The following is a 26,716-nucleotide window of genomic DNA, read 5'->3' on the forward strand; positions in this document are numbered from 1 at the left end:
GTTTTTCAAACATGTATCCGATCTTGAAAACGTCACGACACGTGGCGAAGGCTTCCGTGTGCCTGCTTGTTACCGTTGGTGGTATCGTCTCCATTTCACCTGTCATGGCGCAGGACACAACTCTTGCACCAGCCAACGCGACGGTTCTTGATAACATCATCGTCAAGCTGCCCAACTGGCTGCGCTTCGGCGGCAAAGGCAAATCGGATACGGGCACGACGACCCTTGAAGGCGCATTGATCTCCAACAAGGTGACAGGATTGGGCGATGCAAACTCCATCCTGCGCAACCTGCCCAATGTCCAGTATCAGAACGATTCCGACAATGATGCCGGTGTCGATGGTCAGGACATGATCGACCTGCGTCCGCAGGAGTTGTCGATCTCTGGCGCCAAGGTCTATGAAAACAATTTCATTCTCAACGGCATTGGCATCAACACTGTTACGGGATCGCAAGAACCATTTGCTACCGATCTTGGTACCTATGAACAAGCGCCCAATGTCAACGCAATATTCGGCCTTCATTCCCAAACCGTGTTCGTCCCATCGGATTTCTTGGACGACGTCACAATAATGGACAGCAATGTCTCGGCTCGCTACGGCGAGTTCCAGGGCGGCGTGGTTGAATATACACTGGCAAAACCCAAAACAGACAAGGTCACGGGTTCGGTTAGCTATGGTTTTGAAAGCGACAAGACAACCAGCTACGTGTTGGGAACAAGCGACGGGCTCAATCCACAAAACAACCCGCCACCGGAATTTTATCGTTATAAAACATCGGCCACTGTCAATGTGCCGATAACAGACAATTGGGCGGTGATTGGCCAGTACAGCCGCTCTGCTGCCGATACCAGCAAAGTCAAGGATTACCGTCTGTATGGTTACACTGCAGATGACGTGTCTGAAAACAACTTCTACCGTCTTTCCAGCCGCCACGATACCGATCTTGGTGTGTTTACGCTAGATGGCTCCTACACAGACTACGAGCAGGAGTGGGACGCTTATTTTTATCGTGACGCGCAAATCTATGCGCAGACAAAAAGCTTTACCACGCAACTGCGTTGGGAAAACGATCTTGACGCCATCGTTTTCGAGCCACTGGGCATCGAGAACGTCAAAATTGACGCAAAGAGCTATTTCAACAGATCCCGCACCATAAATGATGGAGGTGACAACGAATATTATGTCCGAACCGTTTGGGCAAGAATTGGAGCGACAAACAACAATACCTCGACGTGGTTTAATTCAACTGACGCCAATCTGCTTTCTTGGTGCCGGACACCATTGGCCTCCACGCTATCAGGCCAATCTGAAATTTGCCGTGAAGGCGGCTTTGGCAACAAGGCGCAGGGACAGGAAGAAAAAGGGTTCAAGGCAGATATCGATGGTGATTTTCTAGCCGGCACATTCTCGACCGGCTTTGATTACCGCAGGATAGACGCTTATCGCCGAGCAGACGATTACACACAGTATTCGGCTAACAACACACTACTGAATACCCCGATAGTGTCCAAATTCATCTGCGCGGATGGCGACACTGCCTGCTCTTACGAACAATATGCAAAAACCAAAGTTACAGCACGCGCCTATAACAATGAGGCTTCAATTAACTCTCTCGGCATGTACGCAGAAGTCGACCAGACATGGGACTGGCTTAATGTTCGGGCCAGTGTGCACGCCAGCTATGAAGACTTTTTCGGCAATCTGAACTTCGCTCCGCGTCTGACGGCGACTATTTCACCGACTGGAGACTTCTCCATCATTGGCGGATTCAATCGTTATTACAACGCCAACGCCGTATATTACGCTATCCGTAACGGCATCCCTATGGCCCGTGCATCCAACAGAAGTCACGACGCGACAGGCTTAGTTAAAGATTGGGTGGAAGCAGGTACGCAACGTTACTATACGTTTTCAGGCACTGATCTCGATACGCCTTACAATGACGAATTCACTGCCGGGGTAAAATGGAATGATCCTTGGCTCGATGGTGATCTGCGTGTGCGTTACGTCTACCGTCAGGGCAAGGACCAGTATCTTAAGTCTGCGACATCCACTAGCACGGCGATGACCCTGACCAATGGGGGTGAATCCTCATACCACTCTGCGACTGTTGAATACGGTAAAACATGGGCTCTGCAGAACGCCAACATGGAAACCGTGCGCCTCTCCGGCAGTTTGACCTGGGCCAAGAGCAAAACAACGGCCAATGGTTATTTTGACGACCCAACCGACACACGCATCTGGTACAACAACCAGTCCTATTCGCTTGGCGAATTTGCGGTCGCGCAGGGCAATATGGACATTCCGATCAGAACGTCGCTTGATCTTGTCACCACCTGGTTCGATGACAGATTTACCTTCGGCGTTTCGGGCAACCTGAACCTGCCTTATGACGGTGTCCGTGGAACCGACAAGAATTGCACGCCATCCACCAGTGCTACAGCTACTTGCAAACTGCCTGCCGGTTCTGAAGGTTTGGGCATGTCACATGAAATCGTTGAAGACTTCCGCTTCAGAACGGCTGTGACGGTGGATCTGAATGCAAACTACCGGGCCTTCGAATCCAAGTACGGCTCGCTGGATCTGGAAATGAAGGTGCAGAACGCCTTTAACGAAACCGGCAATCGCGTCGCGAATACAACGCTGCCATGGATCCCCGGCCGCATGGTATGGCTCGGCGCGAAGGCAACCTTCTGATGTCGACGCATCTCAGACTGCTCTATGTCTTTTGTGCCGTTGCCGCATCCGTCATCCTGGCAATCTCGTGCTACGAGGTTGCCAAGGGACGCAGGCTGACAAATGAAGAACGGTTGGCGGCGCTGCAAGAACGGGCGATTGAACAGCGCCGGCAAAATCTGCTGGTCGAGTTTCCAGCAAATCCAACCGAACATGACCTTTCATTCCTCGCACAAGCCTACCGGCAACAGGCGGAAAACTTCCCGCCGCTGTCGCTTTTTTCAGGTATCAAAGCAGAAGATCTGGCACCGCTGCCAATACCGCCCCGCCCGCAAGGCCAGCAACTGGCCAAGGCTCAGCTTGGCTTCAAGCTGTTCCGCGATCCTCAGCTTTCGCGCTCTGGTCAGATTTCCTGCCAGAACTGTCATAACAGGGAGCTTGGCTGGGGCGATGGCCTGCAAAACTCCTTCGGCCATGACCGCGCCAAGGGAAAACGCAACGCGCCGCCTTTGTTCAATGTCGGTTTGCGCTCACCTTTGTTCTGGGATGGCCGCGCAGAGACGCTCGAGGACCAGGCGCTGATGCCCATGACAGACCAGCGCGAAATGGCAAACCACGACATTGCCTCAGCCGTTCAGCGGATTGCCGCCCGCCCGGATTATCAGGAGGCTTTTCAGGCGGTCTACAACGTCTCCACGCCAACAGCCGCAGAACTGACCGATGCCATCGCCACCTTCCAGCGCACGCTTGAGGAACCGACACGGCTCGACCGTTTCCTGTCGGGTCAGTACCGCGCATTCAATAATGAGCAAATCTGGGGCATGCATCTGTTCCGCACCAAGGGCGGCTGCGCCAACTGTCACAACGGTCCGCTGCTGACCGACAACAAGTTCCACAATCTTGGGCTTTCGTTGCTGGGCCGTCCACGTGAAGACGTTGGCCGATATGCCATTACCAACCAGTTGCTGGATGTCGGTCGGTTCAGAACCCCCAGCATTCGCCACGTCTCGCAAACAGCCCCTTACATGCACAATGGCATCATCAGGGATTTGCGGCGCGTCGTGCGTTTTTATGAAGTGGGTGGCGGCAGAACGCGACCACGCAACGAGCGGGAACGCGCCAATCCCTTCATGCCCTATGCCGGCATGACATCGCCGTTCCTCAAGCCATTTTCACTGACGGCAAGAGAACGCGAAGCGCTGATTGCATTTCTTGAGGCGATCTGAATCTGGTGTCACCAACCGGTGGGGCCTGACATTTGGCCCCACTTAGCTTGAGCGGGCAACATGCTGCCAACGCGTAACCATGCGTTCCAGCGCCATGAGGGCGTCATAGACAAATATCGCAAGCAAACCAACCACCAGCCCGCCTTGCAGGATAAAGGCCATGTTGCTGGATTGCAGGCCGGCAATAATCACCTCGCCGAGCGTTTTCGCAGCAACCGTCGAGCCGATCGTTGCCGTCGCCAGACTGATGACAACCGATATGCGCACGCCTGACAGGATGACCGGCAAGGCCAGTGGCAATTCCACGCGCGTGAGGCTTTGCCATGGGGTCATGCCGGTGCCACGTGCCGCTTCTTTCGTCACGTCAGGCACATTGGCAAGCCCGGTCAGCGTGCTCTCGAAAATCGGCAACAGCGCATAAAGAAACAACGCCACGAGCGTTGGTGTTTCACCGAAACCCAGAATCGGCACCGCAAGCGCCAGCACGGCAACCGGGGGGAATGTTTGCCCGGTATTCACCACCAGACGCGACAAGGGCAGAAACTCCCTGCAGGATGGCCGTGTCACGATGATTGCCAGCGTTATCGCCAACAGACTTGCCAACACCGTGGCAATCAGCACCGTCCGCAGATGTTGTCCGGTCAACACCAGCAAGACGGCCTGGGTATAGATGGCAGGCGCATTGGCTGGCGCCAGCGGCCGGAAAACCGGCTCGAACCAATGTGGCTGCACGAGAAATGAAACCAAAAGCACAAGACCGAAGGCCCGCAATGCGTGCGCCAGCCACTGCGTTGGTATTTTTGCAGCCTTGATCTCGGTGGTTACGGTCGTTGTTTGCACGGTCATGGGCTGCCCGCAGCTTGCTGGCAAAGTGCTGCCATGGTTACCTTGCCCAGCACCTGTCCCTCATCATTCGCAACAGGCGCTTCCTGCCGCCCCGTCCAGACGAGGTTTGACAGGGCTTCGCGCTGACTGAGCGCTGCAGGGATCGGCTCCCCCCCGGCAGCACCCTGCTCTATTGCCTCAGACACCGGCCGTAATGCCAGCAACCGGAAAGGCCGCTCCTCCGGTCCGATCATTGCCGCGACAAACTCTGTTGCCGGCTTGTGCACCAGCTCCGCCGGCGTGCCGTATTGGACGAGGACGCCCTTGTCCATGACGGCAATATGGTCGGCGATGGCAAAGGCCTCATCCATGTCATGGGTCACAAGAATGATGGTTGTGCCCAAAAGCGCCTTGATATCAAGAAGGTCGCGCCGGGCTCTGGTGCGGATAACCGGGTCCAAAGCGCCGAAGGGTTCGTCCATCAACAGCAGTTCAGGTTCGGCCGCCAGCGCCCGCGCCACGCCAATGCGCTGCTGCTGGCCGCCGGACAATTCATGCGGAAACCGTTTGGCAAACACATCAGGCTCAAGCTGGAAAAGCTCCAGCAATTCACGCACCCGCGCATCGATCCGTGCCTTGTCCCAGCCCAGCAACTGCGGCACCGTGGCAATGTTTTGCGCAACGCTACGGTGCGGAAACAGGCCGTAACCCTGAATGGCGTAACCGATGCTGCGGCGCAGTTCGTGCCCGGCAATGGATTTATTGTCGCGCCCATTGATCCGAACACTGCCGGAGGTTGGCTCGATCAGCCGGTTAATCATCCGCAGCAAGGTCGTCTTACCGGAGCCCGAGGAGCCCACGATAACCGTCACGCTATGCGCTTTGACGGTAAGGGACACATCATTGACGGCAACCGCACCTTCAAAACGTTTGGTCAGATGGTCGATCTCGATCATGCTGTGGCACTCCCGCCTTCTTTTCTGGCAGACAATTCAATCAGGGCGTCAAAAATAATGGCACCGGCAAAGGCCAGTGCCACGGTGGGTATCGCACCCAGCAGCACCAGATCCATGGCCATCTGTCCGACCCCTTGAAAAACAAACACTCCAAAACCGCCGCCGCCAATCAGTGCGGCAATGGTTGCCATGCCGATGTTCTGAACCAGCACGATACGGATACCGGTCAGGATGACCGGTGCGGCAAGCGGCATTTCAACACCCAGCAGACGTTGGCCTCTCGTCATGCCAACCCCCTTTGCTGCCTCGGTGATGGATTGCGGCACGCCCGCGAGGCCCGCGACCGTGTTGGCAACAACCGGCAGAAGGGAATAGAGAAACAGCGCCACAAAGGCCGGAGCTGCACCGATACCGGCAATACCAAGCGCAGACGCGCCGGGCACATTGACCGCAATCCAGCCAAGCGGCGCGATTAGAATGGCAAACAGTGCAATCGACGGAATGGTCTGGATCATGTTCAGCGTGTTGAGAACGGCACTGCGCAGCGCCGTTACCCTGTGCGCCACAATGCCAAGCGGCAGCCCAACCACAATTGCCGCCGCCAGTGATCCGACTGCCAGCGTGATGTGACGCGCACCTTCGCGCCAGAACACATCGGCACGATTGGCGTATTCCTTCATGATCGAAAGATTGTCCCACACGCCGGTCATCAGCACGGCTGCGGCACCGGCAAAACCGAGAACCAGCAGCACGATGCGAAACAGTGGATGCGGGCGAAGCCGTGTTACACAGTCGGCAGTGGCCAGCAGCAGTGCTGCCAGCAACACCCACACGCCAGACCCCGGCGAGACACGGGCATAGCTGTTGCCTTCCGGCATCACGAAACTGGCAGCCATGCCGGCAGCAACAACCAACAATGCCAGTGTCACGGCAACAAGCACAAGCCGCAGCGCAGCCGATATTCTGATGGACATGGCAAGCGCTGTCACCACAAAAAGACAGGCCAGTGCCGTCATCAAAGACACAGGGAGTGATTGAAAAATCGACAGCGCCTCACCGGCCACAATGCGGTTTGGCCGCAGGATGACGAATGGCAGGCCGAAGGCACCGGCAACCAGCATAAGCGCAATGACGATGCCGGGCTTGTCAGGTTTTACCCCGACAAACCCGGACTTCTCAGGAATAATGACGGCCAAGTCGCTTCGGCTCCGCTTATTTCAGGAACCCATTTTTGGTCAGGAAGTCCGTGGCAACCGCCTTGGCAGGTTCACCGCCCACCTGCACTCGTCCGTTCAGTTCCTGCAAGGTTGCGGCATCAAGCTTACCGAATACCGGCTTCAGCAGTTCGGCAATCTGCGGGTTCTTGTCGAGGATATCTTTGCGGATAACCGGCGCTGGCTGGTAAACCGGCTGAACGGATTTGTCGTCTTCCAACAGCACCAGACCAGAGGCCGCAATGCCGCCATCCGTGCCATAAACCATCGCCGCATTGGCATTGTTTGTCTGGTTGGCTGCAGCTGCAATGGTTGCCGCCGTATCACCACCCGACAGCGTAATCAGCTGGTCAGGCTTCAGCGTAAAACCATAGGCTGTCTGGAAGGCAGGCAGCGCCGCAGCGGAATTGACGAACTCGGAGGATGCCGCCAGCACGACCTGACCACCACCAGCAATGTATTTGCCAAAGTCGCTGAAGGTTATAATCTTTTCGCTGTTCGCCAAGTCCTTGCGGATGGCAACACCCCAGGTGTTGTTGGCACTGGATGGCGTCAGCCAGACCAGCTTGTTGGCCTCCAGATCAAGCTTGGCTGCCTCTTCATAGGCTTTGGCCGCATCTTTCCAGATCGGGTCCTCGGCGCGGTTGAAGAAATAGGCCGCATTGCCCGTGTATTCCGGGTAAATGTCGATCGCGCCAGTCACCAGCGCCTCACGAACAACTGGCGTCGCGCCAAGCTGCAATTTGTCGGTGACCTCAATGCCGTTATGGCTCAGGACCGACAGAATGATATTTCCCAACACGCCACCTTCGGTGTCGATCTTTGAGGATACGACGACTTGGGAAAACGCTGGCGCAACTGGCAGCGAAACGGCAAGAGCAATGGCTACGATAAGGCTTTTCACAATTTGACTCCCCGGAATTGTGATTTCAAAAACGGCTGCGAACGGAACACAACCGTTTTTCACCAGCGCGTAAACAGCAAACCTGCCGTTACGGTTCCCTCCCGTGCCACATTTTGTTTCGGCGAGACAACAACGCCCTTCCTCGCCCCACATCACCGGGCAGAGACACCTCTTCCGGGAGCTAGGCAGGTGGCATCAATCCCAACGGGGCGGCGTGCCGATAAACGACTTGAGAGCATCCGTGAAAGCCCGGATTTTTGCCGACGGCACCTGAAGTGCCCGCAACAAATATATGCCGGAAGGATTGTCGTTCCAGTGCTCTCCTGAAAATGCTTCTGCCGAAAGCGGAAGTCGTATGAGATCGCCCGATTTGACAGAAGGCCCTGCCACCCAACTGGGCAACAGCGCAATTCCCATTCCCGTCAACGCAGCGCCATTCAAGGCTTCAAAATCATCGCAGCGAAATACCACTTGGCCAGCAGCATCGCCTGCGGCACAGCCCAGCACACGAGACCATTCAAGCAGGTCGTTACCATGTAATTTGTCGAGCAGGCGGTGGGTGCGTAGGTCAGCAACTGTGCTCGGTACGCCGTGTTTTTCCAGATAGTCCGCACTTGCCACCAGAATTCGTTTCAGCGGCGCAAGCCGCATGGCGATCAGCGAACTGTCCTGCAACTCCCCCATTCTGATAACCAGATCCAGCCGCTCGGCAACGGGATCGGCAAGCCGTTCGGTAAGGTCGAGTTCCACATGCAGGTTTGGGTGTTGTTGCGCCAGCAACGCCATCACAGGGATGACATACCGTTTTCCGAATGTCGGAAAACAGGCAACACGCAGGGTGCCCGTCACTTCGCTATCGAAGGCGGCGACCTCGGCATGGGTATCGGCTAAATCCTCAAGCAGCCGTTGCGCCCGATCAAATAAATGCTGCCCGGCATCGGTCAGCCCCAGAGCCCGTGTGGATCGCACCAGAAGCGTCACCCCAAGATCCTGCTCCAGCGCATCGATCTGCCGTACCACCGCAGAGGGTGTGACAGCACGCCGGCGCGACGCTGCAGAAAAACTGCCTGCGCGCACCACATCGACATAGACGGCAAGATGTTCCGCGAACCTTGGATCTTTCATGTCTGCCCCGTTACCCGTTTGACCCCGTCATCTTTGCTTACAGCGCAAAACTGTTTCGAGCATTCAGTTCGTTATCATTTGCGGGCATCCGGAGCACGTTCCTTCTCGTCAACGGGCAATCAACGCTCACTTAACAGAAGGAATAACAACATGGTCAAGGTTCTCGATACCATTCTCTCACAATCGGCATATTCTGCAGAAATCGACGTCCCCTTTGAAAAGATCGACATTGCTGACTGGCTGTTCACGCTGCCGGAAGCGGAATATCTGCGCTGCTGCGCACCAGACCACATCGCCGCCGGCATCACATGGACAGACGACGGACGCCGCATGTCGATCAATGTCGAGCAGATCGGCACCGGCCTGGTTGTCCAGCACTATGTGGCAGAGGTCGCAGAGCCCGCCTACTGCCGCATGAATTCAATCTCGGATGTGTTCACCGCCAGCGGTCGCACCCAGGTCAACGTGGTCTGGGAATTGATTGCTGAGAAGGTCAGCGAAAACCGCACTCGCTACACAAATCGTGTCACCGCCCATCCGACCGACGCTTTCATGACATTCATTGAAAGCCATGGCGTCAGCTATGAAGACGCCGCCGCTGCACGCCAGGCTGCAGGTGGCGACCATAACAGCCGTGAGACACCCCTTTTCGCTGCCAGCATCGCCCGCCGGGCACTGGCAGCCGTAGCAGCGGCAAACTGAGGGGCAGAATGATGAAAGCCATCCTGTTTGACGACTTCGGCGGTGCGGATGTTCTGCACCTCGGCGATGCTCCACGGCCTGAAATCCGCCCAGACGATCTCTTGGTCAAAGTCATGGCAGCCGGCGTCAATCGCGCCGACATTCTCCAGCGCGAAGGCGTCTATGGCACCCGGTGTTATGGCGACAGCACCTTGTTGGGTTTGGAGATCGCTGGCGAGGTTTTGGCCACGGGCAGCGCCGTGCAAGGTTTCGCCGTCGGTGACCGTGTCATGGGCATTGTCGGCGGCGGTGCCTATGCGCAATATGCGCGCCTCGACAGCGGTATGGCTGCCAAGATCCCTGACGGACTGTCGTTTACGCAGGCGGCCGCTATTATGGAAAGCTTCGTGACCGGCTGGGAAGTTGTTGGCCACCTCGGTCGTGTCCACACAGCCGAAACCGTACTCATCCATGCCGCAGCCGGAGGCATCGGCTCCGCTACGGTTCAATTGGCAAAAGCGTCAGGGGCACATGTTCTTGCAACCACCGCCTCTACCAACATAGACAATGTTCTGTCTATCGGTGCCGACGCGGTGTTTGACTACCGACGCTCCGATTTCGAGGCGGATGTCATCGATGCAACCGCCTCGCATGGCGTTGATCTGATTGTCGATTTCGTGGGCGGTGCCTATCTTGCCCGCAACATCCGCAGTCTTGCGCCGGGCGGCCGCCTTGTTCAGGTTGGGCTGCTCGGCCGCGAAGACAATGCCATCATCCCGCTGGACGTCGTCTTGCACAACCACTTGCAGCTTATAGGCACGGTCATGAAGTCACGGTCCCGGACAGAAAAACGGCAGATGGTCGCTCGTTTCAGGGACAAGGTCCTGCCTTTGCTCGGCAAGTCCGTGCACCCGGTTATCGGCGCCGTATATCCTTTCACGCAGGTGGCAGATGCACACCGACACATGGAAAAGGGTGGCGTGTTCGGCAAGGTCGTGCTGGAAGGCTTCCACCCCTGACACATTCAACGTCCCAGTCTGCCACTGACGCAATAACCGACGCCGACAGAAACTGGCTGATTGCGATCAGATTTGTGAGAGGTCAGCTTCCACGACGCAGATAACACCACTTTCTTCGTAGGAGATCTGCGCGTAGCCCTTCAATTCGGCTGTCAACAACCGCTCCACCAGTGTCGAGCCAAACCCTTTGCGGGTTGGTGTTACCACCTCGGGGCCGCCCTCTTCCCGCCATTGTAGTCGCAGATGCGAGCTTGAACGGTCATAGTCCCAACTGACGGTAATATGACCTGTGGATACCGAAAGCGCACCATATTTGGCGGCATTGGTGGCAAGCTCATGCAGGGCCAGCGACAACGAGACGACGGCCTTGGGTGGCAATGGCACGGCGGGCCCGCTGACGGTAAATGTCTCCACCGCATAAGGCGCCATTGCCTGCATCACCACGGATTTGAGATCGGCATATTGCCAATCGCCGTGCAGCAGCAGGTCCTGCGCGCGGCTGAGCGATGACAGACGGTTGGTAAAGGCCTCCACATCCTCTCGGTTTGCCGTGTCGCGCCCCATGGTCTGGCGGGCAATTGCCGTGACGGTCGCCAGCACATTTTTCACGCGGTGGTGCAACTCTCCCACCAGAATGGCCTGCAGCCGCTCCGCCTCCTTGCGGGTCGAGATATCATGCGTGACCTTTGACGCGCCAATCACATGTCCCAAGGGGTCGAGAATGGGAGAAACACTCAACAACACGTCAACCAGCGTGCCATCCTTGCGAAGTCGCTTTGTCTCATAGGGTTCGACAATCCGCCCCGCCTTGATCTGCCGCAGGATCGACGGTTCTTCTTCCTTGCGATCGTCGGGCACCAGCATCAACACGGAATGGCCAACCGCTTCGTCCTCGTAATAGCCATACAGCCGCTGCGCCGCCGCGTTCCAGCTGGTGATTGTCATGTCGAGATCAATGCCAAGGATTGCGTCATTGGAAGAACCAATGATCGAGGCCAGATGTTTTTCAATCTCCTGAGCACGCTTGCGTTCAGTAATATCGACCACGATGGCCACCGTTTGCTCTATCTCGCCATTTTCATCCCGGATGGCAGAGACGGAATTGGCAACCCAGATCAGGCTGCCATCAGGACGCAGGTAACGTTTTTCAATATCGAAACTTTCACCGGTTTCGATCAGTCTTTGAAACAGTGCGACATTGGCTGGCAGGTCCCCGGCAAAGGTCACGTCCTGCATCTGCGTACCAATCAGCTCATCAGCCGTTCGACCGACAATCTCGCAGTAGCGCTGGTTGACGTCGGTCAGCTTTCCAGTGAGGTCGCTCAGCGCGATGCCGGCTGCTGATTGTGAAAATATCGCCCGGAAGCGCTCTTCACTTTCACGCATCGCAGCATCGGTCTTAACCCGCTCCGTGGTTTCGTTGACGATGCAGAAAACGCCAACAACATTTCTGTCCAGATCCCGCACCGGTGAATAGGAAATGTCGAAATACACGGTTTCGGGAAAGCCATGCCGTTCGATGTAAAACGGCCGATCCCTGGCAGCGACCGTTTCGCCATGCTCAAGCACACGCTTCAGCAACGGCTCAAGGTCGTCCCACAGCTCGCTCCAGTATTCACGACCCGGCCGTCCAAAGGCATGCGGATGTTTGTCGCCGATGGTCGGCGCATAAACGTCATTGTAAAGGGCAACGAATTCTGGCCCCCAGAACATCACGATCTGCGCCTGGGAGGGCACCATGATGTCTATGGCGGCATGCAGACAGGCTGGCCATTCGGACCTTGGACCAAGCGGTGTCGAACGCCAGTCTACAGTGTCCAGCAGGGTGGCAACAGGAACGGTATTCGTTGCCTCTCCTTGCCCAGCCAGACTTCCATCCCCCATTCGGTGCATCGTCGCAAGGCTCACGCAGCTACTGTTACAGTGTCATTAACATGACAGCACTTCCAGCCTTCGACAAGGTGGTGCTTGAGAGCGGATGAAATCGTTAAAATAAGGTCGCGACGTGACAGTCAGCACAACAAAAAACCAGGTCATCAACGGACAACCTGGCCTGGTAACAACAAAACATGGACAGGGAAAAACCTGTTCCCTCACAAGGTTGGCTTAGACGCGTCAGAACCGGCGATCTGGTCCATCAGATGGAACAGCGCTTCCTCGATATTGGCATCGACACCAAGATCGATATGCGAAACCGCACGTACCGTACGATCTATGAGATCGAGACGAATCCGTTCGTTGCCGCTGTACAAGGTAGCGCGGTCGTAAAGCACGTCCTTCAACGTGTCGCTGTACGAAAATGTCATGCGGCTGCCCTCCTTTTGCAGACGGGAGCACATAGTAACTCTCGGTCGTCACCGCCTACGAAATCGGTTGGAAACGATGGCGCGGAGTTTACGCTTATTGTGTCCTGTGTCTATGTGATATTAGAGGTAAGGCGAACTGCGGCCTATTGTATTGCCCGCAACCATTTGTTTTATAGATCAATTATTCCAACAGCACGATGAAATTTCTTCGATCACAATTACGTATTGTGCCGAGTAATGGTGCTGACACCGTTTTTCTGAAAATTATGTATCAGTCATATAACAATCATTAATGTCTTGCGCGCAGATTGCATGCTTATACGTGCGCAACCGAATCGACCTGCCGTAAACTGCGGGACGATCACTCAGTCATTTTCAGCGGATACAGGTGTGGCAGATGATTTCAGAAAGCGTTCTGGACGCAGCCTTGAAAGAGCTTTTTGATCTTTCGCCAGTACCATTTTCCATTTCAACAATTGATCACGATTCCCGTTACATCAAGGTGAACCCGGCCTATCTGCGGCTGGTTGGCCGCAGTTGGGAAGAGTTGAACGGCCAGTCACTGGGCAACGACCTGCCCTACCCGCTCGACGATCCTGCCCGTATGAAAAGACTGCATCTGCTCGACACGCAAGGGTTTTACGAGCTTGCCGAAGTGGACATGCTGCATTCCAGCGGCCGTGTCATTCCCGGATTGATCAGTGCACAGCGCCGCCGCATTGATGGCGAGAGTTTCGACATTGAAATCATTCTCGACAATTCCGAGCGCAAGGCTTATGAGCGCGCCATCATGGAAGCAGCTTTTGTGGATTCAATGACGGGGCTGCAGAACCGCGCCTCGTTTGAAAGTTACCTGCGTCAGGCGTTGGCAACGCTTGAACCGGGCTGCCGGATCACGCTTGCCTACATCGATCTCAATCGCTTCAAGCAGGTCAATGACCAGCACGGCCACTCGATTGGTGACAAGCTGTTGCGTGTTATTGCCGATCGCCTGCGTGGCTGGACCAGCAAGGGCGACTTTATCGCCCGTCTCGGCGGTGACGAATTTGCAATCGTTTCAGTTATCCCGGCCGCTTTCGAGTTTTCCGCCTTGCGCTTTTTTGATCTCGGCACCCAGATCGCCCAGCACGTCACCATTGATGACAAGATGGTGCAGGTGGGTGCAGCCATCGGCATTGCCGAGGCCCAGGCCGGCATGACCTTCGACGTCCTTCTCGATCAGGCCGACAAGCTGATGTATGACGCCAAGTCCAGCGGTAAGATCGTGGACATCAGGTCCTCCCTCAACCCGATTGCAGCAGGCGAATTTGGTGCTTTGAATTACGCGGCACGTACGGGCTGAAAAAACCCCATGGCAAAGTCCGGTGCCTGCCTGCCATTGTCAGGGATCACGCCGCTTTGGCGCAACATCCATTCGATGATATCCCAGAACTCCGGCGGTACTTCGTGGCGTATCGTCTCGATGATGTGGGTGACCTGCGTGTAGGTGTATATGGCGCACAGTGTTAGCACCAGCAAGACCATCCACGGCCACAGCGGCTTGCGGCGGCGTACCGGCGGTGTCTCATTGCGTTGCATGTGGCTGCTGTCTTCCGTCACTCATATCTCCATGCGCTACTGACATCTCGTCTGTCGGTGCGTGTCCGCATCGATAAAACACCCTGATATCTAGATAGCGGCAATTTTCCCGTCTTCAATTGGCAGAAAGCGACGAAATCCATTCAGTAACAGCGTCACAACGGCTCTGCTACAACTGCAAATGTAACATTACCAAGATTTCACTTTTACAACCCCGTGACCTGTGTAACTGCCATCCCTACATCAATGTAAGATAGAGCGAGCAAATTCCGGTCAATCTTCAAGAGCATTGATGTCAGGAATTCTTTTTTACAGGCGGACGCGATGAACAAGCGGGAAAATATCGACGACAAGACCAAGAGCGCCTCTACGCAGCCCAGCCTGCAGGAGATACTTGCGTCTACCGGCTCGAAACGTCGTAAAAGCCGCAAATACACCTACCTGTTTGGTGCTGCCATCATCATTGCGGCCGCAGGTGGTTATTATTATTTCTCCGCCTCCAGCGGCTCCACCTACGCCTACACCACCACGGCGGCCAAGAAGGATGACCTGTCAGTCATCGTCACCTCCACCGGCTCGGTACAACCGACCGATCAGGTCGATATCTCAAGCGAATTGTCTGGAACTGTGCGCAAGGTCAACGTGACCTATAACAGCGAGGTCAAGGCCGGCGACGTACTGCTGGAACTCGACACCAACAAATTGGAAGCCGACGTGCAAAGCGCCAGAGCCAAGCTGGCATCCGCCAAGGCCAGTGTGCTGAAAGCCAAGGCAGAACTGGGCTCGGCCGAGACATCGCTGAACCGTCTGAAAAACCTGGTGCAGAACCGCGTCTCTACCCAACAGGATCTGGATGCAGCCCAGTATAACTACAATTCTGCTGCAGCGACGCTCGAGGTCAACGAGGCCTCCGTGCTGTCTGCCGAAGCCGATCTGCGTCTGGCCGAGCTGAACCTGGGCAAAGGCAAGATCGTCGCGCCAATCAACGGCGTCATCCTGACGCGTGACGTTGACCCCGGTGCCACCGTTGCCTCGTCACTGAATGCCCCTGTTCTGTTCACCATGGCCGGCGACCTCCGGGAAATGGAATTGCAGGTGGCCGTCGACGAGGCAGATGTCGGCAAGGTCAGCAATGGTCAGCAGGCAACATTCAGCGTTGATGCCTACCCCGAAGAAAGTTTTCCGGCCGAAATCCAGACCGTGCGCTACGCCTCTGAAACCGTGGCCAATGTCGTGACCTATAAGGCCATCCTGACCGTCGATAACAGCAATCTGAAACTGCGCCCCGGCATGACAGCGACGGCCAATATTGTGGTGGAATCGATCAAGGACGCGCTGCTCATTCCAAACGCCGCGCTGCGTTACAGCCCGCCGCGACAGAACGCATCTTCCGCTGGCGGTCTGATGAGCCTGTTTCGTCCGCCACGCATGGGGCGTGGCGGTGGCCGCGGTGGTGACAGCGCCAGTACCGCGGCTGGCCAGCGTACCGTGTGGGTGCTGAAAAACGGCACGCCGGTCTCCGAGCGTGTGGAAACCGGATCGACAGACGGGCAGTTCACCGTGGTAAAATCCGGCAACATCCAACCGGATGATGAACTGATTACCGACGCCATTGCCCGCAGGAACTGAACGGAAGGTGCCAGACATGCAGACGGCTCCCCTCATAGAGTTTCGTAACGTGGTCAAGGAATACGGCATGGGCGAAGCGACCATCCGTGCTCTGGCCGGTGTCGACCTTGCCATTCACGAACATGAATTCGTGACCATCATGGGTCCGTCCGGTTCCGGAAAATCCACCGCCATGAACATTATCGGCTGTCTCGACGTGGCGACATCGGGCGATTACCTGTTTCAGGGCATATCGACGTCAGGTTTTTCCGGTGGTCAGTTAACGCTGCTGCGCCGTCACATGCTGGGCTTCGTGTTTCAGGGTTTCAATCTTCTGCCGCGCACCTCTGCGGTGGAAAATGTCGAACTGCCGCTGGTTTATCGTGGCACACCGGCCCATGAGCGCCGCCAGATGGCCATGCGCGCCCTGGAGCGGGTTGGCCTGAAGGGACGCGAAGGTCACACCACGCAGGAGCTGTCCGGTGGCCAGCAACAGCGCGTTGCCATTGCCCGCGCCATTGTCACCAATCCCGCCGTTCTGCTGGCCGATGAGCCGACCGGTAATCTCGACACCAAGACCAGCGTTGAAATCATGGAACTGATCACGGAACTGAACCGTGAACAGGGCATCACCGTCATCATGGTCACCCATGAAGACGATATTGCCGCTTACGCCAAGCGTCTGCTGCGCTTCGTTGATGGCCATTTGGCGTCCGACAGCATCAACACCCATGGAGAGCCCGCCCATGTTTCCTGAAACGATCAAACTGGCAATGCGCGCCATCAGCCGCAACCTGCTGCGCTCGTTCCTCACGGTTCTTGGCGTGGTAATCGGCGTTGCCGCAGTTATCGCCATGGTCACGGTTGGCAATGGCACGACGGCGCAGGTCAAATCCGAACTCTCACGGCTGGGCACCAATATGCTGTTCGTGCGCCCGGGTCAGTTTGGTCCTGGCCGCGCCAGTACAGAGGCGAAACGCTTTAACGACAATGACGTGCAAGCCATGCGTGACCAGATCAGCGGCCTGCGTGCCGTGGCACCGGTCAACCGCAGCACGGCAACCGCAATTTTTGGCGGCAAGAACCATTCCAGCAGTGCACTTGGCACCACCAATGACTACCTGATTGCGCAGGATTGGCCACTGTCACTGGGCCGTGACTTCAGCCCAGCCGAGGAACGTGGCGGCCAGATTGCCTGTATTCTTGGCGAGACGGTGCGCAAGGAACTGTTTGGCGACAGCAACCCGATTGGCCAGAGCGTGCGCGTCAGCAACATCTCCTGTCCGGTGGTGGGCGTTCTCGCCACCAAGGGCCAGTCCGGCATGGGCGATGATCAGGACGATACCATCCTGATGCCGCTGAAAATTCATCAGCGCCGCATCGGCGGCACCAGCACCATATCCAGCATCATGGTATCGGCTCAGGATGGTGTGCAAACCTCGAAAGTTCAGTCCGATCTTGAATCGCTGCTGCGGGAGAAACGCCGCATAGTCATTGGTCGCGAAGACGATTTTTCCGTCAATGACATGACGCAGATTGCCTCGGCCATGACTGGCACAACAACACTGCTGACCGGTCTTCTTGGCTCGGTCGCCGCCGTCAGCCTGTTGGTCGGCGGTATCGGCATCATGAATATCATGCTGGTATCGGTCACCGAACGCACCCGTGAAATCGGCATTCGTCTGGCGATCGGCGCTCTGGAAACACAGGTGCTGCGACAATTTCTGGTGGAAGCCGTCATGCTGTCGGCCTTTGGCGGCATTGTTGGTATTCTGACAGGCCTCGGCCTCGCTTATGCGGTTGTCAGCTTCCTCAATGTGCCCTTTGTCGCAAGCCCGTCGATCATCTTCCTGGCCTTTGCGTTTTCAGCCGCTATCGGCGTGGTTTTCGGTTATTTCCCGGCCCGCCGCGCCGCAAGTCTTAGTCCGATCGAGGCACTGCGACACGAATAACGGAGCAAGTCGGCTTAATCCTGACTGTGTGACACAAGCTTATATGCGCAGTTCGGAATATTGCATGTCGCAGGCCTTCGTGCCACTACTGGAGCGAGTGCAATAAAGAATCGACTTTCATGACGCAGGCTTCGCAGAGCCACCTTGCCTATCTGGCCCTTGAAAAGCTCATTGTTACACTGGGTGTAGAACCCGGTGCTATCGTAAACGAAAGACAGCTTATCGAACTGACCGGTCACGGCAGAACGCCGGTGCGGGAGGCCATCCAGAGGCTGGCCTGGGAAAATCTCATTCGCGTGCGGCCGCGTGTTGGCCTGCAGATTACCCATATCAACCCCATGGACCGCAACAACATCCTTCAAGCGCGCTGTCAGCTTGAACCAATGGCGGTTGCCCTTGCTGCACAGAACATCTGTGAGCCGCTGCGCCGCGCACTGGAAGACTGTTCTGGCAAAATGGTGCAGTCCTCTGATAATGACGACATCCTCGCCTTTTACGAGGCCGACAAACATCTCGATGAAATTGTTGCCGAGGCCTGCCCCAACAATTTTATAGCCTCGTCGCTGTGGCCGCTGCAAACGCATTTCCGACGTATATGGTTTTCATCCGCCGATACCGCGGCACTTAAAACCGCAGTGCAAATGCATCTGGATATCATCAACGCCTTGTTGGATGGCAATCCAGAACGGGCCGAACAGGCAGATACAAAGCTGCTGTCTCACCACGCAACAACGTGATTGAGTGGTTGAGGTGGTTGACGTCTGCTAGCGTCGTGTCGATGCCAAGCAGTGTACAGTGTGCAAGTACATAACCCCTCACCTGAAAAATCTATGACTTAGCAAGCTAAGACCATGATTTTTCTTCCTCTCCCACAAGGGTAGAGGTAGGGGCGCAAGGTGCCTTCACCCCCCCCTCATCTCTGTGCTCGTCAAAGAGATCCAGTGGAGCGCGTCCGCGCGACAAGAGACTTTTCAGCCCCAGGACTTGGCCTGGCCTGGATTCCCGTGACAAGCACGGGAATGCGGGAAGTTTTGGTGACACGCGAGCATTCAAAATCGCAGGAATTGAAATGTCTACCCTATCCACCGTCATCCTCGGACGTGACCCAAGGAGAGGTATGAGGGGAGTTTTTTTTAGACCCCTGCGCCAACCATTGTCTCGGCGTCATCCTCGGGCCTGACCCGAGGATCCAATCACGCAAACCCAATTAGCGACGCTTGAGGAAGTGCGGGCGATATCAGGGACGGGCCCTGGTATGAAAATCGATACCCGTTTTAATCCCGGGGCAACAATAAAATCAGGCGGTGGCCGCTTCGCGCTGCTTTGCGAGCTCGGCTAGGTCTGCTGCCTGCAGCTCAACCGATTCACCGCAACCACATGCTGATGTCTGGTTGGGATTGCTGAAAATGAAGCCAGAGCGCATTTTTGTGACTTCGAAGTCCATTTGCGTGCCCAAAAGATAAAGTACGGCAGATGGCTGGATCCAGACCTTGGCACCTGCGGACTCGATCAGGTCATCCTTGGCGTCAGGCTCCTTGACCAGATCGATGGTGTATTCCATGCCGGCACAGCCGCCTTTTTTGATACCGACGCGCACACCCAGCGCATCTGGTCCGGAATTGGCGACAATAGCCTTCACGCGGTTGGCGGCGGCCTCGGTCATAGTCATCACGGCAAAGCCCATTGGCTCATTCTCCTGTCGCATCGAACCATCAAAAAACACCAAAGCGTTTTGTCTGGAAGCGGCGCTATTAAAATACCACCGGGGTAAAGGCCCGATGTTTTCATAGACTGAATTTAGCCCTAGCCCCCCTTGATATCAAGAGATGGCATTCGTCAAAAATGGGTGAGACTGTGTCGCTACTCGCAATTCCCGCGAAACCAGCAACCTGATTTCGCAAGACTGACATCAATCTAATCTGCCAGAACCCAGCGTGGCTTAGTACCAGCCAACGGCAACCTGGGCTTCTTCGGACATGCGGTCGGGTGTCCATGGCGGATCAAACGTCATCGACACTTCAACGCCGGACACGCCTTCAACGGCGCCAACGGCATTTTCCACCCAGCCCGGCATTTCGCCAGCCACCGGGCAACCGGGCGCGGTCAGCGTCATGACGATCTTGACCATGCGGTCGTCTTCGATATCGATCTTGTAGACAAGGCCAAGCTCGAAAATATCTGCCGGAATTTCAGGGTCGTAAACCGTTTTCAGCGCAGCAATCACGTCATCGCTCAGACGCGCCAACTCAGCCGGCGAGATGGACGAAGCGGATGAAGTTTCTACGATATCGACAGTCTTTTCGCTTGTTTCGGCGCTCATAATCCTGATCCTCAGGCAAAGAAATTGCGCGCATATTCCAGCGCATCGGCCAGTGCATCAACCTCGGCCCGTGTATTGTAAAGACCGAAGGATGCCCTGCATGTGGACGTCACGCCGAACCTTTTCAAGAGCGGCATGGCGCAATGTGTTCCGGCCCGCACGGCAACGCCGCGCCGGTCAATGACCATGGAAACGTCATGGGCGTGAATACCGGCAAGCTCGAACGAGAATATACCACCTTTGCCGGGGGCATCGCCAATAATCCGCAAGGAATTGATCGCCTGCAGGCGTTCCTTGGCGTAAGCGGCCAGATCTGCCTCATGCGCGGCAATGGCAGCACGGCCGAGATTATCCATATAATCCAGCGCGTAACCAAGGCCGATTGCCTGCACGATAGGTGGTGTACCAGCCTCGAAGCGGTGCGGTGGATCATTGTAGGTGACCATGTCTTCCGACACATCAAGGATCATTTCACCGCCACCCATGAATGGGCGCATTTCTTTCAAACGGTCAGCCTTGCCGTAGAGAACGCCAATCCCCGACGGCCCATACAGCTTGTGACCGGTCATCACATACCAGTCGCAATCAATGTCACGCACATCGACGGGCATATGGACAGCGCCCTGAGAGCCATCGACCAGTACCGGAATGCCACGCTCATGCGCAATTCGGCAAATTTCCTTCACCGGCACCACGGTACCCAGCGCATTGGACATATGCGTGATGGCAACCAGCTTGGTGCGCTCGGTCAGGCTTTTTTCAAATGCCTCGATATGGAAGGCACCCTCGTCATCAACGGGCACCCAGACCAGCTTGGCGCCCTGGCGTTCACGAATGAAGTGCCAAGGAACGATGTTGGAGTGGTGCTCCATGATCGAAATGACGATCTCGTCACCCTCGCCGATCTTGGGCATGCCATAACCGTAGGCAACCGTGTTGATCGCTTCGGTCGAGGACTTGGTGAAGATGATTTCATCCACCGAACCGGCATTCAGAAAGCGGCGCACCTTTTCGCGCGACGCCTCATACGCATCGGTTGCGGCATTGGACAGGAAATGAAGGCCGCGATGCACATTGGCATATTCATTCGAATAGGCATGCGAGACCGCGTCGATCACGACCTGTGGTTTTTGTGCGGACGCGCCGTTGTCGAGATAGACAAGCGGTTTGCCATAGACTTCGCGCGACAGGATCGGAAAATCCCGGCGCACGGCTTCAACGTCATAAGGGGCCACCACTGCGGCGCGTTCGCTATCAGGCATGATTTTCCAGCCAATTGGAAATGATGGTTTCCAACGCCTCTACCAGGTGTTCATCTTCCAGTTCTTCAACGATTTCAGCAACGAAAGCGTTGACGAGCATGGCACGTGCCTTTGCCCGAGGAATACCCCGCGCCATCAGGTAATAGAGATGGGTGTCGCTGATATCGGCAACCGTCGCACCGTGACCGCACTGAACGTCGTCAGCAAAGATTTCAAGTTCCGGCTTTGCCGAAAACTCGCCATCGTCAGACATAAGCAGCGTGTTGCACGCCATCTTGGCGTCGGTCTTCTGGGCATCGGGAGCAACCCGGATCATGCCCTGGAAGATGCCCTTGGCACGGTCGAAAACGACGTTGCGGAAGATTTCCGTCGAGGTCGTGTTCGGCACGTTATGGCCAAGAACCATGGTCACGTCGGTATGCGTTTCGCCGCCGAGTAGATTGACGCCGCGAACGATCAGATCGCTGCCTTCACCTTCAACATCGATGCGCAGTTCTTGGCGAACCAGCTTGCCACCGGCATTGATGAAGAACAGGCGCAGCTTGACATCCGCACCCATGCGGATGCGCAACTGGCCAAGATGGGTATCAGCCGCGCCCTGCTGTTGCAGCAGAACCCAGGTGACTTCCGCGCCGTCATCGAGCGTGATGTCACTGATCGAGGATACGAACGCACCATCTTCCGTCGCCGCAAGGTGACGTTCAATGATGGTTGCCTTGGCGCCAGCGCCAAAACGGACCGGGAAACGGTTGTGAACCTGACCACCGCCGTGGATCGCCTGGATCTCGATCGGGTTTTCAATCTCGGCACCGGCTGGAATGTCGACCACAAAACCGTCGCGCACGAAGCTGCCGTTGATACGGCCAATGACATCGTCCTTGTCCAGTTCGCTGAGACCGGCTGCGGCAGAACCGTCAAGCAGGGCTTCGCCAAAGCTGGAAACGGAAAAACCTTCGGCTGTCACACCCTTTGCCGCCACGCCCTGCAAGGACGCGATGACAGGCGAACCGCTAACGATTGGGGCAGCAGCAGACAGAACCGGAACCGGCACGGTGTCCGGCAAGGCGCGCAGCAGCGTCTTGAGGTCCGTATAGTGCCATGCCTCGATACGGCGGGTCGGCAGACCAAGCGTCTTAAGGTTTTCCAGCAGGTTGTCGCGCGCTGCAATCACAGCACCGTTGCCCGGCAGATCGCCCAGTTGCGCGGTATAGGCTTCAACAAGCGCAGTCTCTGCGGCTGTTTGCCTGTTTGTGTTTTGAATATTCATAACATCATCCCTTTCGCGCCCGATCAGGCTGCTTCACCGATGATGTCGGCGTAACCGTTGGCTTCCAGTTCGTGCGCCAGCGTCTTGTCGCCGCTGCGGATGATCTGGCCCTTGTAGAGAACGTGTACGGTGTCCGGTACGATGTAGTCCAGCAGGCGCTGGTAGTGGGTGATGACAACAGTCGCACGGTCAGGAGACCGCAGCGCATTGACGCCGTCAGCCACGATCTTCAGCGCATCGATGTCGAGACCGCTGTCGGTTTCGTCGAGAACGCACAGCTTTGGCTCAAGCAGTGCCATCTGCAGGATTTCCGCACGCTTCTTTTCACCGCCGGAGAAACCGACGTTGAGCGGACGCTTCAGCATGTCCATGTCGATCTTCAGATCGCCAGCAGCTTCCTTGACGCGCTTGATGAAGTCAGGCGTTGTCAGTTCGGATTCACCACGTGCCTTGCGCTGCTCGTTCATAGCAACCTTGAGGAACTGCATGGTGGCAACACCTGGAATTTCTACCGGGTACTGGAAAGCCAGGAAAACGCCCTTGGCCGCACGCTCTGCAGCGTCCAGTTCCAGAATGCTTTCGCCGTTATAAAGAATGTCACCAGAGGTCACTTCGTAATCTTCGCGGCCCGACAGGATGTAGGACAGCGTGGACTTGCCGGAACCGTTCGGGCCCATGATGGCAGCCACTTCGCCGGCCGCAACCTTCAGGTTCAGGCCACGGATGATTTCGGTTTCGCTGTCTGCGATCTTTGCGTGCAGGTCGATGATTTCAAGCATGATGTTTTCCTAAGAATAGTGTGATCGATGGTGCGCGAAAGCCGCGCACTCAGGGTCGTATTCGTAAAAGGCTCAGCCCACGGAACCTTCGAGCGAGATGCCGATCAGCTTTTGTGCTTCAACGGCAAATTCCATCGGCAGCTCCTGAATGACTTCCTTGACGAAGCCGTTGACGATCAACGCAATCGCCGCTTCCTCAGGAATACCGCGCTGCAGGCAGTAGAAGAGCTGGTCTTCGGAAATCTTCGAGGTTGTCGCTTCGTGCTCGAAGTGAGCGGACGAGTTCTTTGCCTCGATGTAAGGCACGGTATGCGCGCCGCACTTGTCGCCAATCAGCAAGCTGTCACACTGGGTGAAGTTGCGGGTGTTGGTTGCCTTGCGGTGGGCAGACACCTGACCACGATAGACGTTTTCCGAAAAACCGGCCGCAATACCCTTGGCAATGATACGGCTCGACGTGTTCTTGCCGAGGTGGATCATCTTGGTGCCGCTGTCGATCTGCTGGTGACCGTTGGACACCGCAATCGAGTAGAACTCGCCGCGGCTGTCATCGCCACGCAGAATGCAAGACGGGTACTTCCAGGTAATCGCCGAACCGGTTTCAACCTGCGTCCAGGAAATCTTCGAACGGTTGCCACGGCAGTCGCCACGCTTGGTCACGAAGTTGTAGATACCGCCCTTGCCGTCCTTGTCGCCCGGATACCAGTTCTGGACGGTAGAATATTTGATTTCGGCATCATCAAGCGCCACAAGCTCGACCACGGCAGCATGAAGCTGGTTTTCGTCGCGCTGTGGAGCTGTACAGCCTTCGAGGTAGGACACGTAAGCGCCGTCCTCGGCAATGATCAGCGTGCGTTCGAACTGGCCCGTGTTCTTTTCATTGATACGGAAATAGGTCGAAAGCTCCATCGGGCAGCGAACGCCCTTTGGCACGAACACGAAGGAACCGTCGGTAAACACGGCCGCATTCAGCGTTGCATAGAAGTTGTCGGTGGTTGGAACAACAGAACCGAGATACTTCTTGATCAAGTCAGGATGTTCGCGGATGGCTTCAGAAATCGACATGAAGATCACGCCGGCCTTTTTCAGCTCTTCCTTGAAAGTGGTCACAACGGACACACTGTCGAACACCGCATCAACGGCAACTCTCGAGGTCTGCACGCCAGCCAGAATTTCCTGCTCACGAAGCGGAATACCAAGCTTTTCGTATGTCTTGATCAGTTCCGGGTCGACATCGTCAATCGACATCGGGCCGGTCATGTTCTTTGGTGCAGCATAATAATAGAGATCGTTGAAGTCGATCTTTGGATAGCTCACACGTGCCCAGGTAGGCTCTTCCATCGTCAACCAGCGACGATAGGCGTCAAGACGCCACTCGAGCATCCATTCCGGTTCCTGCTTTTTGGCAGAAATGAAACGGATCACCTCTTCAGACAGTCCCTTCGGGGCCTTGTCTACTTCGATATGGGTTTCAAACCCGTATTTGTACTGGTCGACATCGATCTGGCGTACCTGATCGATTGTTTCCTGCACCGCAGCCATTGCGTTCTCCAATCTCGCCGGATCCAAGGTCCGGTGGCTTGTCAACGTTAAGACGGATTAGTCCGCCTTGATGTAGTTGTCCGGATGGCGTTTTTCACCAGTTCCGGCAAGCGAAAATTTGACTTTCCGCAAATTCAATTCACTTTAGGCCGCCTGCCCGGCAGGTTTCCTGCGGCTGGCGATCTTTTCAAATGCGGCAAGCGCCTGGTCAATCTCGGCCTCAGATGTCGAAACACCGAGAGAGATGCGCAAGCCACCCAGCTTCGGGTCTTTACCCATCGCCGTCAGCACATGGCTTTCGCCCACCTTGCCAGACGAACACGCCGACCCTGCAGACAGCGCGATGCCTTCAATATCAAAGGCAATCTGCCCTGTCTCCGCCTTGAGACTTGGCAGGGTGAAGAAAGTCGTATTCGCCACCCGTTCAACCTCGGCCCCATGGATGATGACATCCACCGCGGCCTTGCGCATGCCGGTTTCAAGACGCTCACGCAAGGTCGCAATTGCGGCGTTGCGTTCGACAAGTTCTTCAAGCACAAAAGCGGCAGCGGCACCAAAGCCAATGATCGCAGTTGTGTTTTCCGTTCCCGAGCGATGCCCCTTTTCCTGTCCGCCACCATGAATAAGTGCCTTCGGCATCATGGCTTCACCGCGCGTAAGAAGGGCGCCAACCCCTTTGGGGCCACCAATCTTGTGCGAGGAGACAAACAGGAAATCGGCATCCAGCGCCTGAATATCAATAGGCAGACGTCCCGCAGCCTGTACGGCGTCGACCACCATGAGGCCACCGGCGGCATGCACCAGTCCTGCGGCTTCTGCCACCGGCTGCACGATACCGGTCTCATTATTGACCAGCATCACCGCAACCATGGGCAGGCCGGTTGTCTTGTCATGGTCCTCCAGCAGCTTTTTCAGCGCATCGAGGTCCAGAACACCATCTGACGTAACAGCAATTTCCGTTACGTTATCCTTGTTAAACCGGCCACCCTCGCGCACAGCGGGGTGTTCAATGGCCGAAACATAAAGCTTTCCGATGCGAAGCGCTGAGCGACCCATCTTGTAATCCGGCGTCAGCACCAGATTGGCAGCCTCGGTGGCACCGCTGGTAAACACCACATGCGATGCCTGCGCACCGACCAGATTTGCCACATTGCGGCGTGCCGATTCGACCGCCATACGGGCTGCACGCCCTTCCTTGTGGACCGACGACGGATTTCCCGAGAGATCGAAAGCATGCAGCAAGGCATCGCGAACGCACGGCAAAAGCGGTGCCGTTGCATTCCAATCCAGATATATGCGCGATGTATTTGCCATATCTGAGGAACCTGCTTCTCTACTTCCCGTTTACGCCGCAGCGCATTTTCCTTGAAATTTCAGCCACCATTGCCTTATGACACGTTCAAGTGTTCAAAACACGCAATAGTTTCGAATTGTTCTAAACTGGGTTCTAGAAAACCTGACACACCACGTCAAG

General features: G+C 56.0%; 24 protein-coding genes. 9 read left to right on the plus strand and 15 right to left on the minus strand.

The genetic code is table 11. From position 1 onward, the window contains the following. Positions 1-11 precede the first annotated feature (11 nt). Positions 12-2,699 carry a TonB-dependent receptor gene (locus tag ACZ5FM_RS08660; RefSeq protein ID WP_464040363.1) on the plus strand — a complete coding sequence of 896 codons (2,688 nt, stop codon included), beginning with the start codon at positions 12-14 and terminating at the stop codon, positions 2,697-2,699. After that, complete coding sequence (locus tag ACZ5FM_RS08665) at positions 2,699-3,904, plus strand: cytochrome-c peroxidase (protein WP_464040364.1); 1,206 nt, start codon at positions 2,699-2,701, stop codon at positions 3,902-3,904. Before ACZ5FM_RS08660 ends, ACZ5FM_RS08665 begins: the two co-directional genes overlap by 1 nt. A 42-nt stretch (positions 3,905-3,946) precedes the next feature. Here ACZ5FM_RS08665 and ACZ5FM_RS08670 read toward each other — a convergent pair whose 3' ends face one another. The 5 genes from ACZ5FM_RS08670 to ACZ5FM_RS08690 all read right to left on the minus strand — a co-directional run bounded on the left by ACZ5FM_RS08670 (position 3,947) and on the right by ACZ5FM_RS08690 (position 8,928). Next, the gene (locus tag ACZ5FM_RS08670) at positions 3,947-4,750 is read right to left on the minus strand and encodes an ABC transporter permease (RefSeq protein ID WP_464040365.1); all 804 of its coding nucleotides are present in this window, start codon (positions 4,748-4,750) and stop codon (positions 3,947-3,949) included. Then, positions 4,747-5,685, minus strand: a complete 939-nt coding sequence (locus tag ACZ5FM_RS08675; RefSeq protein ID WP_464040366.1) for an ABC transporter ATP-binding protein — start codon at positions 5,683-5,685, stop codon at positions 4,747-4,749. The genes ACZ5FM_RS08670 and ACZ5FM_RS08675 overlap by 4 nt, the downstream gene beginning before the upstream one ends. Next, the gene (locus ACZ5FM_RS08680; RefSeq protein WP_464040446.1) at positions 5,682-6,806 is read right to left on the minus strand and encodes an ABC transporter permease; all 1,125 of its coding nucleotides are present in this window, start codon (positions 6,804-6,806) and stop codon (positions 5,682-5,684) included. The genes ACZ5FM_RS08675 and ACZ5FM_RS08680 overlap by 4 nt, the downstream gene beginning before the upstream one ends. A 91-nt stretch (positions 6,807-6,897) precedes the next feature. Next, complete coding sequence (gene osmF, locus ACZ5FM_RS08685) at positions 6,898-7,806, minus strand: glycine betaine ABC transporter substrate-binding protein OsmF (RefSeq protein ID WP_409515560.1); 909 nt, start codon at positions 7,804-7,806, stop codon at positions 6,898-6,900. Between the two features lie 192 nt (positions 7,807-7,998). Beyond that, the gene (locus ACZ5FM_RS08690; protein ID WP_464040367.1) at positions 7,999-8,928 is read right to left on the minus strand and encodes a LysR family transcriptional regulator; all 930 of its coding nucleotides are present in this window, start codon (positions 8,926-8,928) and stop codon (positions 7,999-8,001) included. A gap of 150 nt (positions 8,929-9,078) precedes the next feature. Here ACZ5FM_RS08690 and ACZ5FM_RS08695 point away from each other — a divergent pair, with 150 nt between their 5' ends. Continuing rightward, on the plus strand, positions 9,079-9,630 hold the full coding sequence (locus tag ACZ5FM_RS08695; protein WP_464040368.1) for a hypothetical protein: 552 nt from the start codon (positions 9,079-9,081) through the stop codon (positions 9,628-9,630). A gap of 8 nt (positions 9,631-9,638) precedes the next feature. Further along, positions 9,639-10,628 carry an NAD(P)H-quinone oxidoreductase gene (locus ACZ5FM_RS08700; RefSeq protein WP_464040369.1) on the plus strand — a complete coding sequence of 330 codons (990 nt, stop codon included), beginning with the start codon at positions 9,639-9,641 and terminating at the stop codon, positions 10,626-10,628. Positions 10,629-10,694: 66 nt separating this feature from the next. On the opposite strand, the gene ACZ5FM_RS08705 is transcribed toward ACZ5FM_RS08700, so the two are convergent. Both ACZ5FM_RS08705 and ACZ5FM_RS08710 read right to left on the minus strand, forming a co-directional pair. Then, a complete protein-coding gene (locus ACZ5FM_RS08705) occupies positions 10,695-12,512 on the minus strand; it encodes a PAS domain S-box protein (protein ID WP_464040370.1) in 1,818 nt (605 codons plus the stop codon). Between the two features lie 209 nt (positions 12,513-12,721). Further along, a complete protein-coding gene (locus ACZ5FM_RS08710) occupies positions 12,722-12,934 on the minus strand; it encodes a hypothetical protein (protein ID WP_192490944.1) in 213 nt (70 codons plus the stop codon). A gap of 397 nt (positions 12,935-13,331) precedes the next feature. On the opposite strand from ACZ5FM_RS08710, the gene ACZ5FM_RS08715 reads away from it, so the two are divergent. Further along, positions 13,332-14,276: a sensor domain-containing diguanylate cyclase gene (locus ACZ5FM_RS08715; RefSeq protein ID WP_464040371.1), complete on the plus strand. Its 945-nt coding sequence runs from the start codon at positions 13,332-13,334 to the stop codon at positions 14,274-14,276. Here the strand turns inward: ACZ5FM_RS08715 and ACZ5FM_RS08720 are convergent. Then, positions 14,255-14,533 (minus strand): hypothetical protein, encoded by a 279-nt coding sequence (locus tag ACZ5FM_RS08720; protein WP_464040372.1) that lies wholly within the window; start codon positions 14,531-14,533, stop codon positions 14,255-14,257. The two genes, ACZ5FM_RS08715 and ACZ5FM_RS08720, sit on opposite strands and share 22 nt — an antisense overlap. A 303-nt stretch (positions 14,534-14,836) precedes the next feature. Here ACZ5FM_RS08720 and ACZ5FM_RS08725 point away from each other — a divergent pair, with 303 nt between their 5' ends. The 4 genes from ACZ5FM_RS08725 to ACZ5FM_RS08740 all read left to right on the plus strand — a co-directional run bounded on the left by ACZ5FM_RS08725 (position 14,837) and on the right by ACZ5FM_RS08740 (position 18,809). Further along, positions 14,837-16,141 carry an efflux RND transporter periplasmic adaptor subunit gene (locus tag ACZ5FM_RS08725; RefSeq protein ID WP_464040373.1) on the plus strand — a complete coding sequence of 435 codons (1,305 nt, stop codon included), beginning with the start codon at positions 14,837-14,839 and terminating at the stop codon, positions 16,139-16,141. A 16-nt stretch (positions 16,142-16,157) separates the two neighbouring features. Further along, the gene (locus ACZ5FM_RS08730) at positions 16,158-16,877 is read left to right on the plus strand and encodes an ABC transporter ATP-binding protein (protein WP_464040374.1); all 720 of its coding nucleotides are present in this window, start codon (positions 16,158-16,160) and stop codon (positions 16,875-16,877) included. Then, positions 16,867-18,072, plus strand: a complete 1,206-nt coding sequence (locus ACZ5FM_RS08735; protein ID WP_464040375.1) for an ABC transporter permease — start codon at positions 16,867-16,869, stop codon at positions 18,070-18,072. Before ACZ5FM_RS08730 ends, ACZ5FM_RS08735 begins: the two co-directional genes overlap by 11 nt. Before the next feature lie 119 nt (positions 18,073-18,191). Next, complete coding sequence (locus tag ACZ5FM_RS08740; protein WP_275641446.1) at positions 18,192-18,809, plus strand: GntR family transcriptional regulator; 618 nt, start codon at positions 18,192-18,194, stop codon at positions 18,807-18,809. A 560-nt stretch (positions 18,810-19,369) separates the two neighbouring features. Here ACZ5FM_RS08740 and sufA read toward each other — a convergent pair. The 7 genes from sufA to ACZ5FM_RS08775 form a co-directional block, all read right to left on the minus strand. Further along, positions 19,370-19,756 carry a Fe-S cluster assembly scaffold SufA gene (sufA, locus tag ACZ5FM_RS08745; protein WP_192488902.1) on the minus strand — a complete coding sequence of 129 codons (387 nt, stop codon included), beginning with the start codon at positions 19,754-19,756 and terminating at the stop codon, positions 19,370-19,372. Positions 19,757-20,011: 255 nt separating this feature from the next. Beyond that, positions 20,012-20,392 carry an SUF system Fe-S cluster assembly protein gene (locus ACZ5FM_RS08750; protein ID WP_192488817.1) on the minus strand — a complete coding sequence of 127 codons (381 nt, stop codon included), beginning with the start codon at positions 20,390-20,392 and terminating at the stop codon, positions 20,012-20,014. 11 nt (positions 20,393-20,403) lie between these two features. Further along, on the minus strand, positions 20,404-21,654 hold the full coding sequence (locus ACZ5FM_RS08755) for a cysteine desulfurase (protein ID WP_250985869.1): 1,251 nt from the start codon (positions 21,652-21,654) through the stop codon (positions 20,404-20,406). After that, positions 21,647-22,921, minus strand: coding sequence for a Fe-S cluster assembly protein SufD (gene sufD / locus ACZ5FM_RS08760; RefSeq protein WP_464040376.1), 1,275 nt, complete (start codon positions 22,919-22,921; stop codon positions 21,647-21,649). The genes ACZ5FM_RS08755 and sufD overlap by 8 nt, the downstream gene beginning before the upstream one ends. Positions 22,922-22,944: 23 nt before the next feature. Continuing rightward, a complete protein-coding gene (sufC, locus tag ACZ5FM_RS08765; RefSeq protein ID WP_464040377.1) occupies positions 22,945-23,700 on the minus strand; it encodes a Fe-S cluster assembly ATPase SufC in 756 nt (251 codons plus the stop codon). A gap of 72 nt (positions 23,701-23,772) precedes the next feature. Beyond that, positions 23,773-25,242 carry a Fe-S cluster assembly protein SufB gene (sufB, locus tag ACZ5FM_RS08770; protein WP_250985867.1) on the minus strand — a complete coding sequence of 490 codons (1,470 nt, stop codon included), beginning with the start codon at positions 25,240-25,242 and terminating at the stop codon, positions 23,773-23,775. 144 nt (positions 25,243-25,386) lie between these two features. Further along, a complete protein-coding gene (locus ACZ5FM_RS08775) occupies positions 25,387-26,556 on the minus strand; it encodes a cysteine desulfurase family protein (RefSeq protein ID WP_464040378.1) in 1,170 nt (389 codons plus the stop codon). Between the last annotated feature and the right edge of the window lie 160 nt (positions 26,557-26,716).

The organism is Agrobacterium sp. 5Ca50 (assembly GCF_055381905.1).

What these genes read in the sequence shown, in the direction of transcription:
- ACZ5FM_RS08660 (WP_464040363.1), top strand. Translation starts at nt 12, where the DNA reads ATGTATCCGATCTTGAAAACGTCACGACACGTGGCGAAGGCTTCCGTG.
- ACZ5FM_RS08665 (WP_464040364.1), top strand. Translation starts at nt 2,699, where the DNA reads ATGTCGACGCATCTCAGACTGCTCTATGTCTTTTGTGCCGTTGCCGCA.
- ACZ5FM_RS08670 (WP_464040365.1), bottom strand. Translation starts at nt 4,750, where the DNA reads ATGACCGTGCAAACAACGACCGTAACCACCGAGATCAAGGCTGCAAAA.
- ACZ5FM_RS08675 (WP_464040366.1), bottom strand. Translation starts at nt 5,685, where the DNA reads ATGATCGAGATCGACCATCTGACCAAACGTTTTGAAGGTGCGGTTGCC.
- ACZ5FM_RS08680 (WP_464040446.1), bottom strand. Translation starts at nt 6,806, where the DNA reads ATGCTGGTTGCCGGTGCCTTCGGCCTGCCATTCGTCATCCTGCGGCCA.
- ACZ5FM_RS08690 (WP_464040367.1), bottom strand. Translation starts at nt 8,928, where the DNA reads ATGAAAGATCCAAGGTTCGCGGAACATCTTGCCGTCTATGTCGATGTG.
- ACZ5FM_RS08695 (WP_464040368.1), top strand. Translation starts at nt 9,079, where the DNA reads ATGGTCAAGGTTCTCGATACCATTCTCTCACAATCGGCATATTCTGCA.
- ACZ5FM_RS08700 (WP_464040369.1), top strand. Translation starts at nt 9,639, where the DNA reads ATGATGAAAGCCATCCTGTTTGACGACTTCGGCGGTGCGGATGTTCTG.
- ACZ5FM_RS08705 (WP_464040370.1), bottom strand. Translation starts at nt 12,512, where the DNA reads ATGGGGGATGGAAGTCTGGCTGGGCAAGGAGAGGCAACGAATACCGTT.
- ACZ5FM_RS08710 (WP_192490944.1), bottom strand. Translation starts at nt 12,934, where the DNA reads ATGACATTTTCGTACAGCGACACGTTGAAGGACGTGCTTTACGACCGC.
- ACZ5FM_RS08715 (WP_464040371.1), top strand. Translation starts at nt 13,332, where the DNA reads ATGATTTCAGAAAGCGTTCTGGACGCAGCCTTGAAAGAGCTTTTTGAT.
- ACZ5FM_RS08725 (WP_464040373.1), top strand. Translation starts at nt 14,837, where the DNA reads ATGAACAAGCGGGAAAATATCGACGACAAGACCAAGAGCGCCTCTACG.
- ACZ5FM_RS08730 (WP_464040374.1), top strand. Translation starts at nt 16,158, where the DNA reads ATGCAGACGGCTCCCCTCATAGAGTTTCGTAACGTGGTCAAGGAATAC.
- ACZ5FM_RS08735 (WP_464040375.1), top strand. Translation starts at nt 16,867, where the DNA reads ATGTTTCCTGAAACGATCAAACTGGCAATGCGCGCCATCAGCCGCAAC.
- ACZ5FM_RS08740 (WP_275641446.1), top strand. Translation starts at nt 18,192, where the DNA reads ATGACGCAGGCTTCGCAGAGCCACCTTGCCTATCTGGCCCTTGAAAAG.
- sufA (WP_192488902.1), bottom strand. Translation starts at nt 19,756, where the DNA reads ATGGGCTTTGCCGTGATGACTATGACCGAGGCCGCCGCCAACCGCGTG.
- ACZ5FM_RS08750 (WP_192488817.1), bottom strand. Translation starts at nt 20,392, where the DNA reads ATGAGCGCCGAAACAAGCGAAAAGACTGTCGATATCGTAGAAACTTCA.
- ACZ5FM_RS08755 (WP_250985869.1), bottom strand. Translation starts at nt 21,654, where the DNA reads ATGCCTGATAGCGAACGCGCCGCAGTGGTGGCCCCTTATGACGTTGAA.
- sufD (WP_464040376.1), bottom strand. Translation starts at nt 22,921, where the DNA reads ATGAATATTCAAAACACAAACAGGCAAACAGCCGCAGAGACTGCGCTT.
- sufC (WP_464040377.1), bottom strand. Translation starts at nt 23,700, where the DNA reads ATGCTTGAAATCATCGACCTGCACGCAAAGATCGCAGACAGCGAAACC.
- sufB (WP_250985867.1), bottom strand. Translation starts at nt 25,242, where the DNA reads ATGGCTGCGGTGCAGGAAACAATCGATCAGGTACGCCAGATCGATGTC.
- ACZ5FM_RS08775 (WP_464040378.1), bottom strand. Translation starts at nt 26,556, where the DNA reads ATGGCAAATACATCGCGCATATATCTGGATTGGAATGCAACGGCACCG.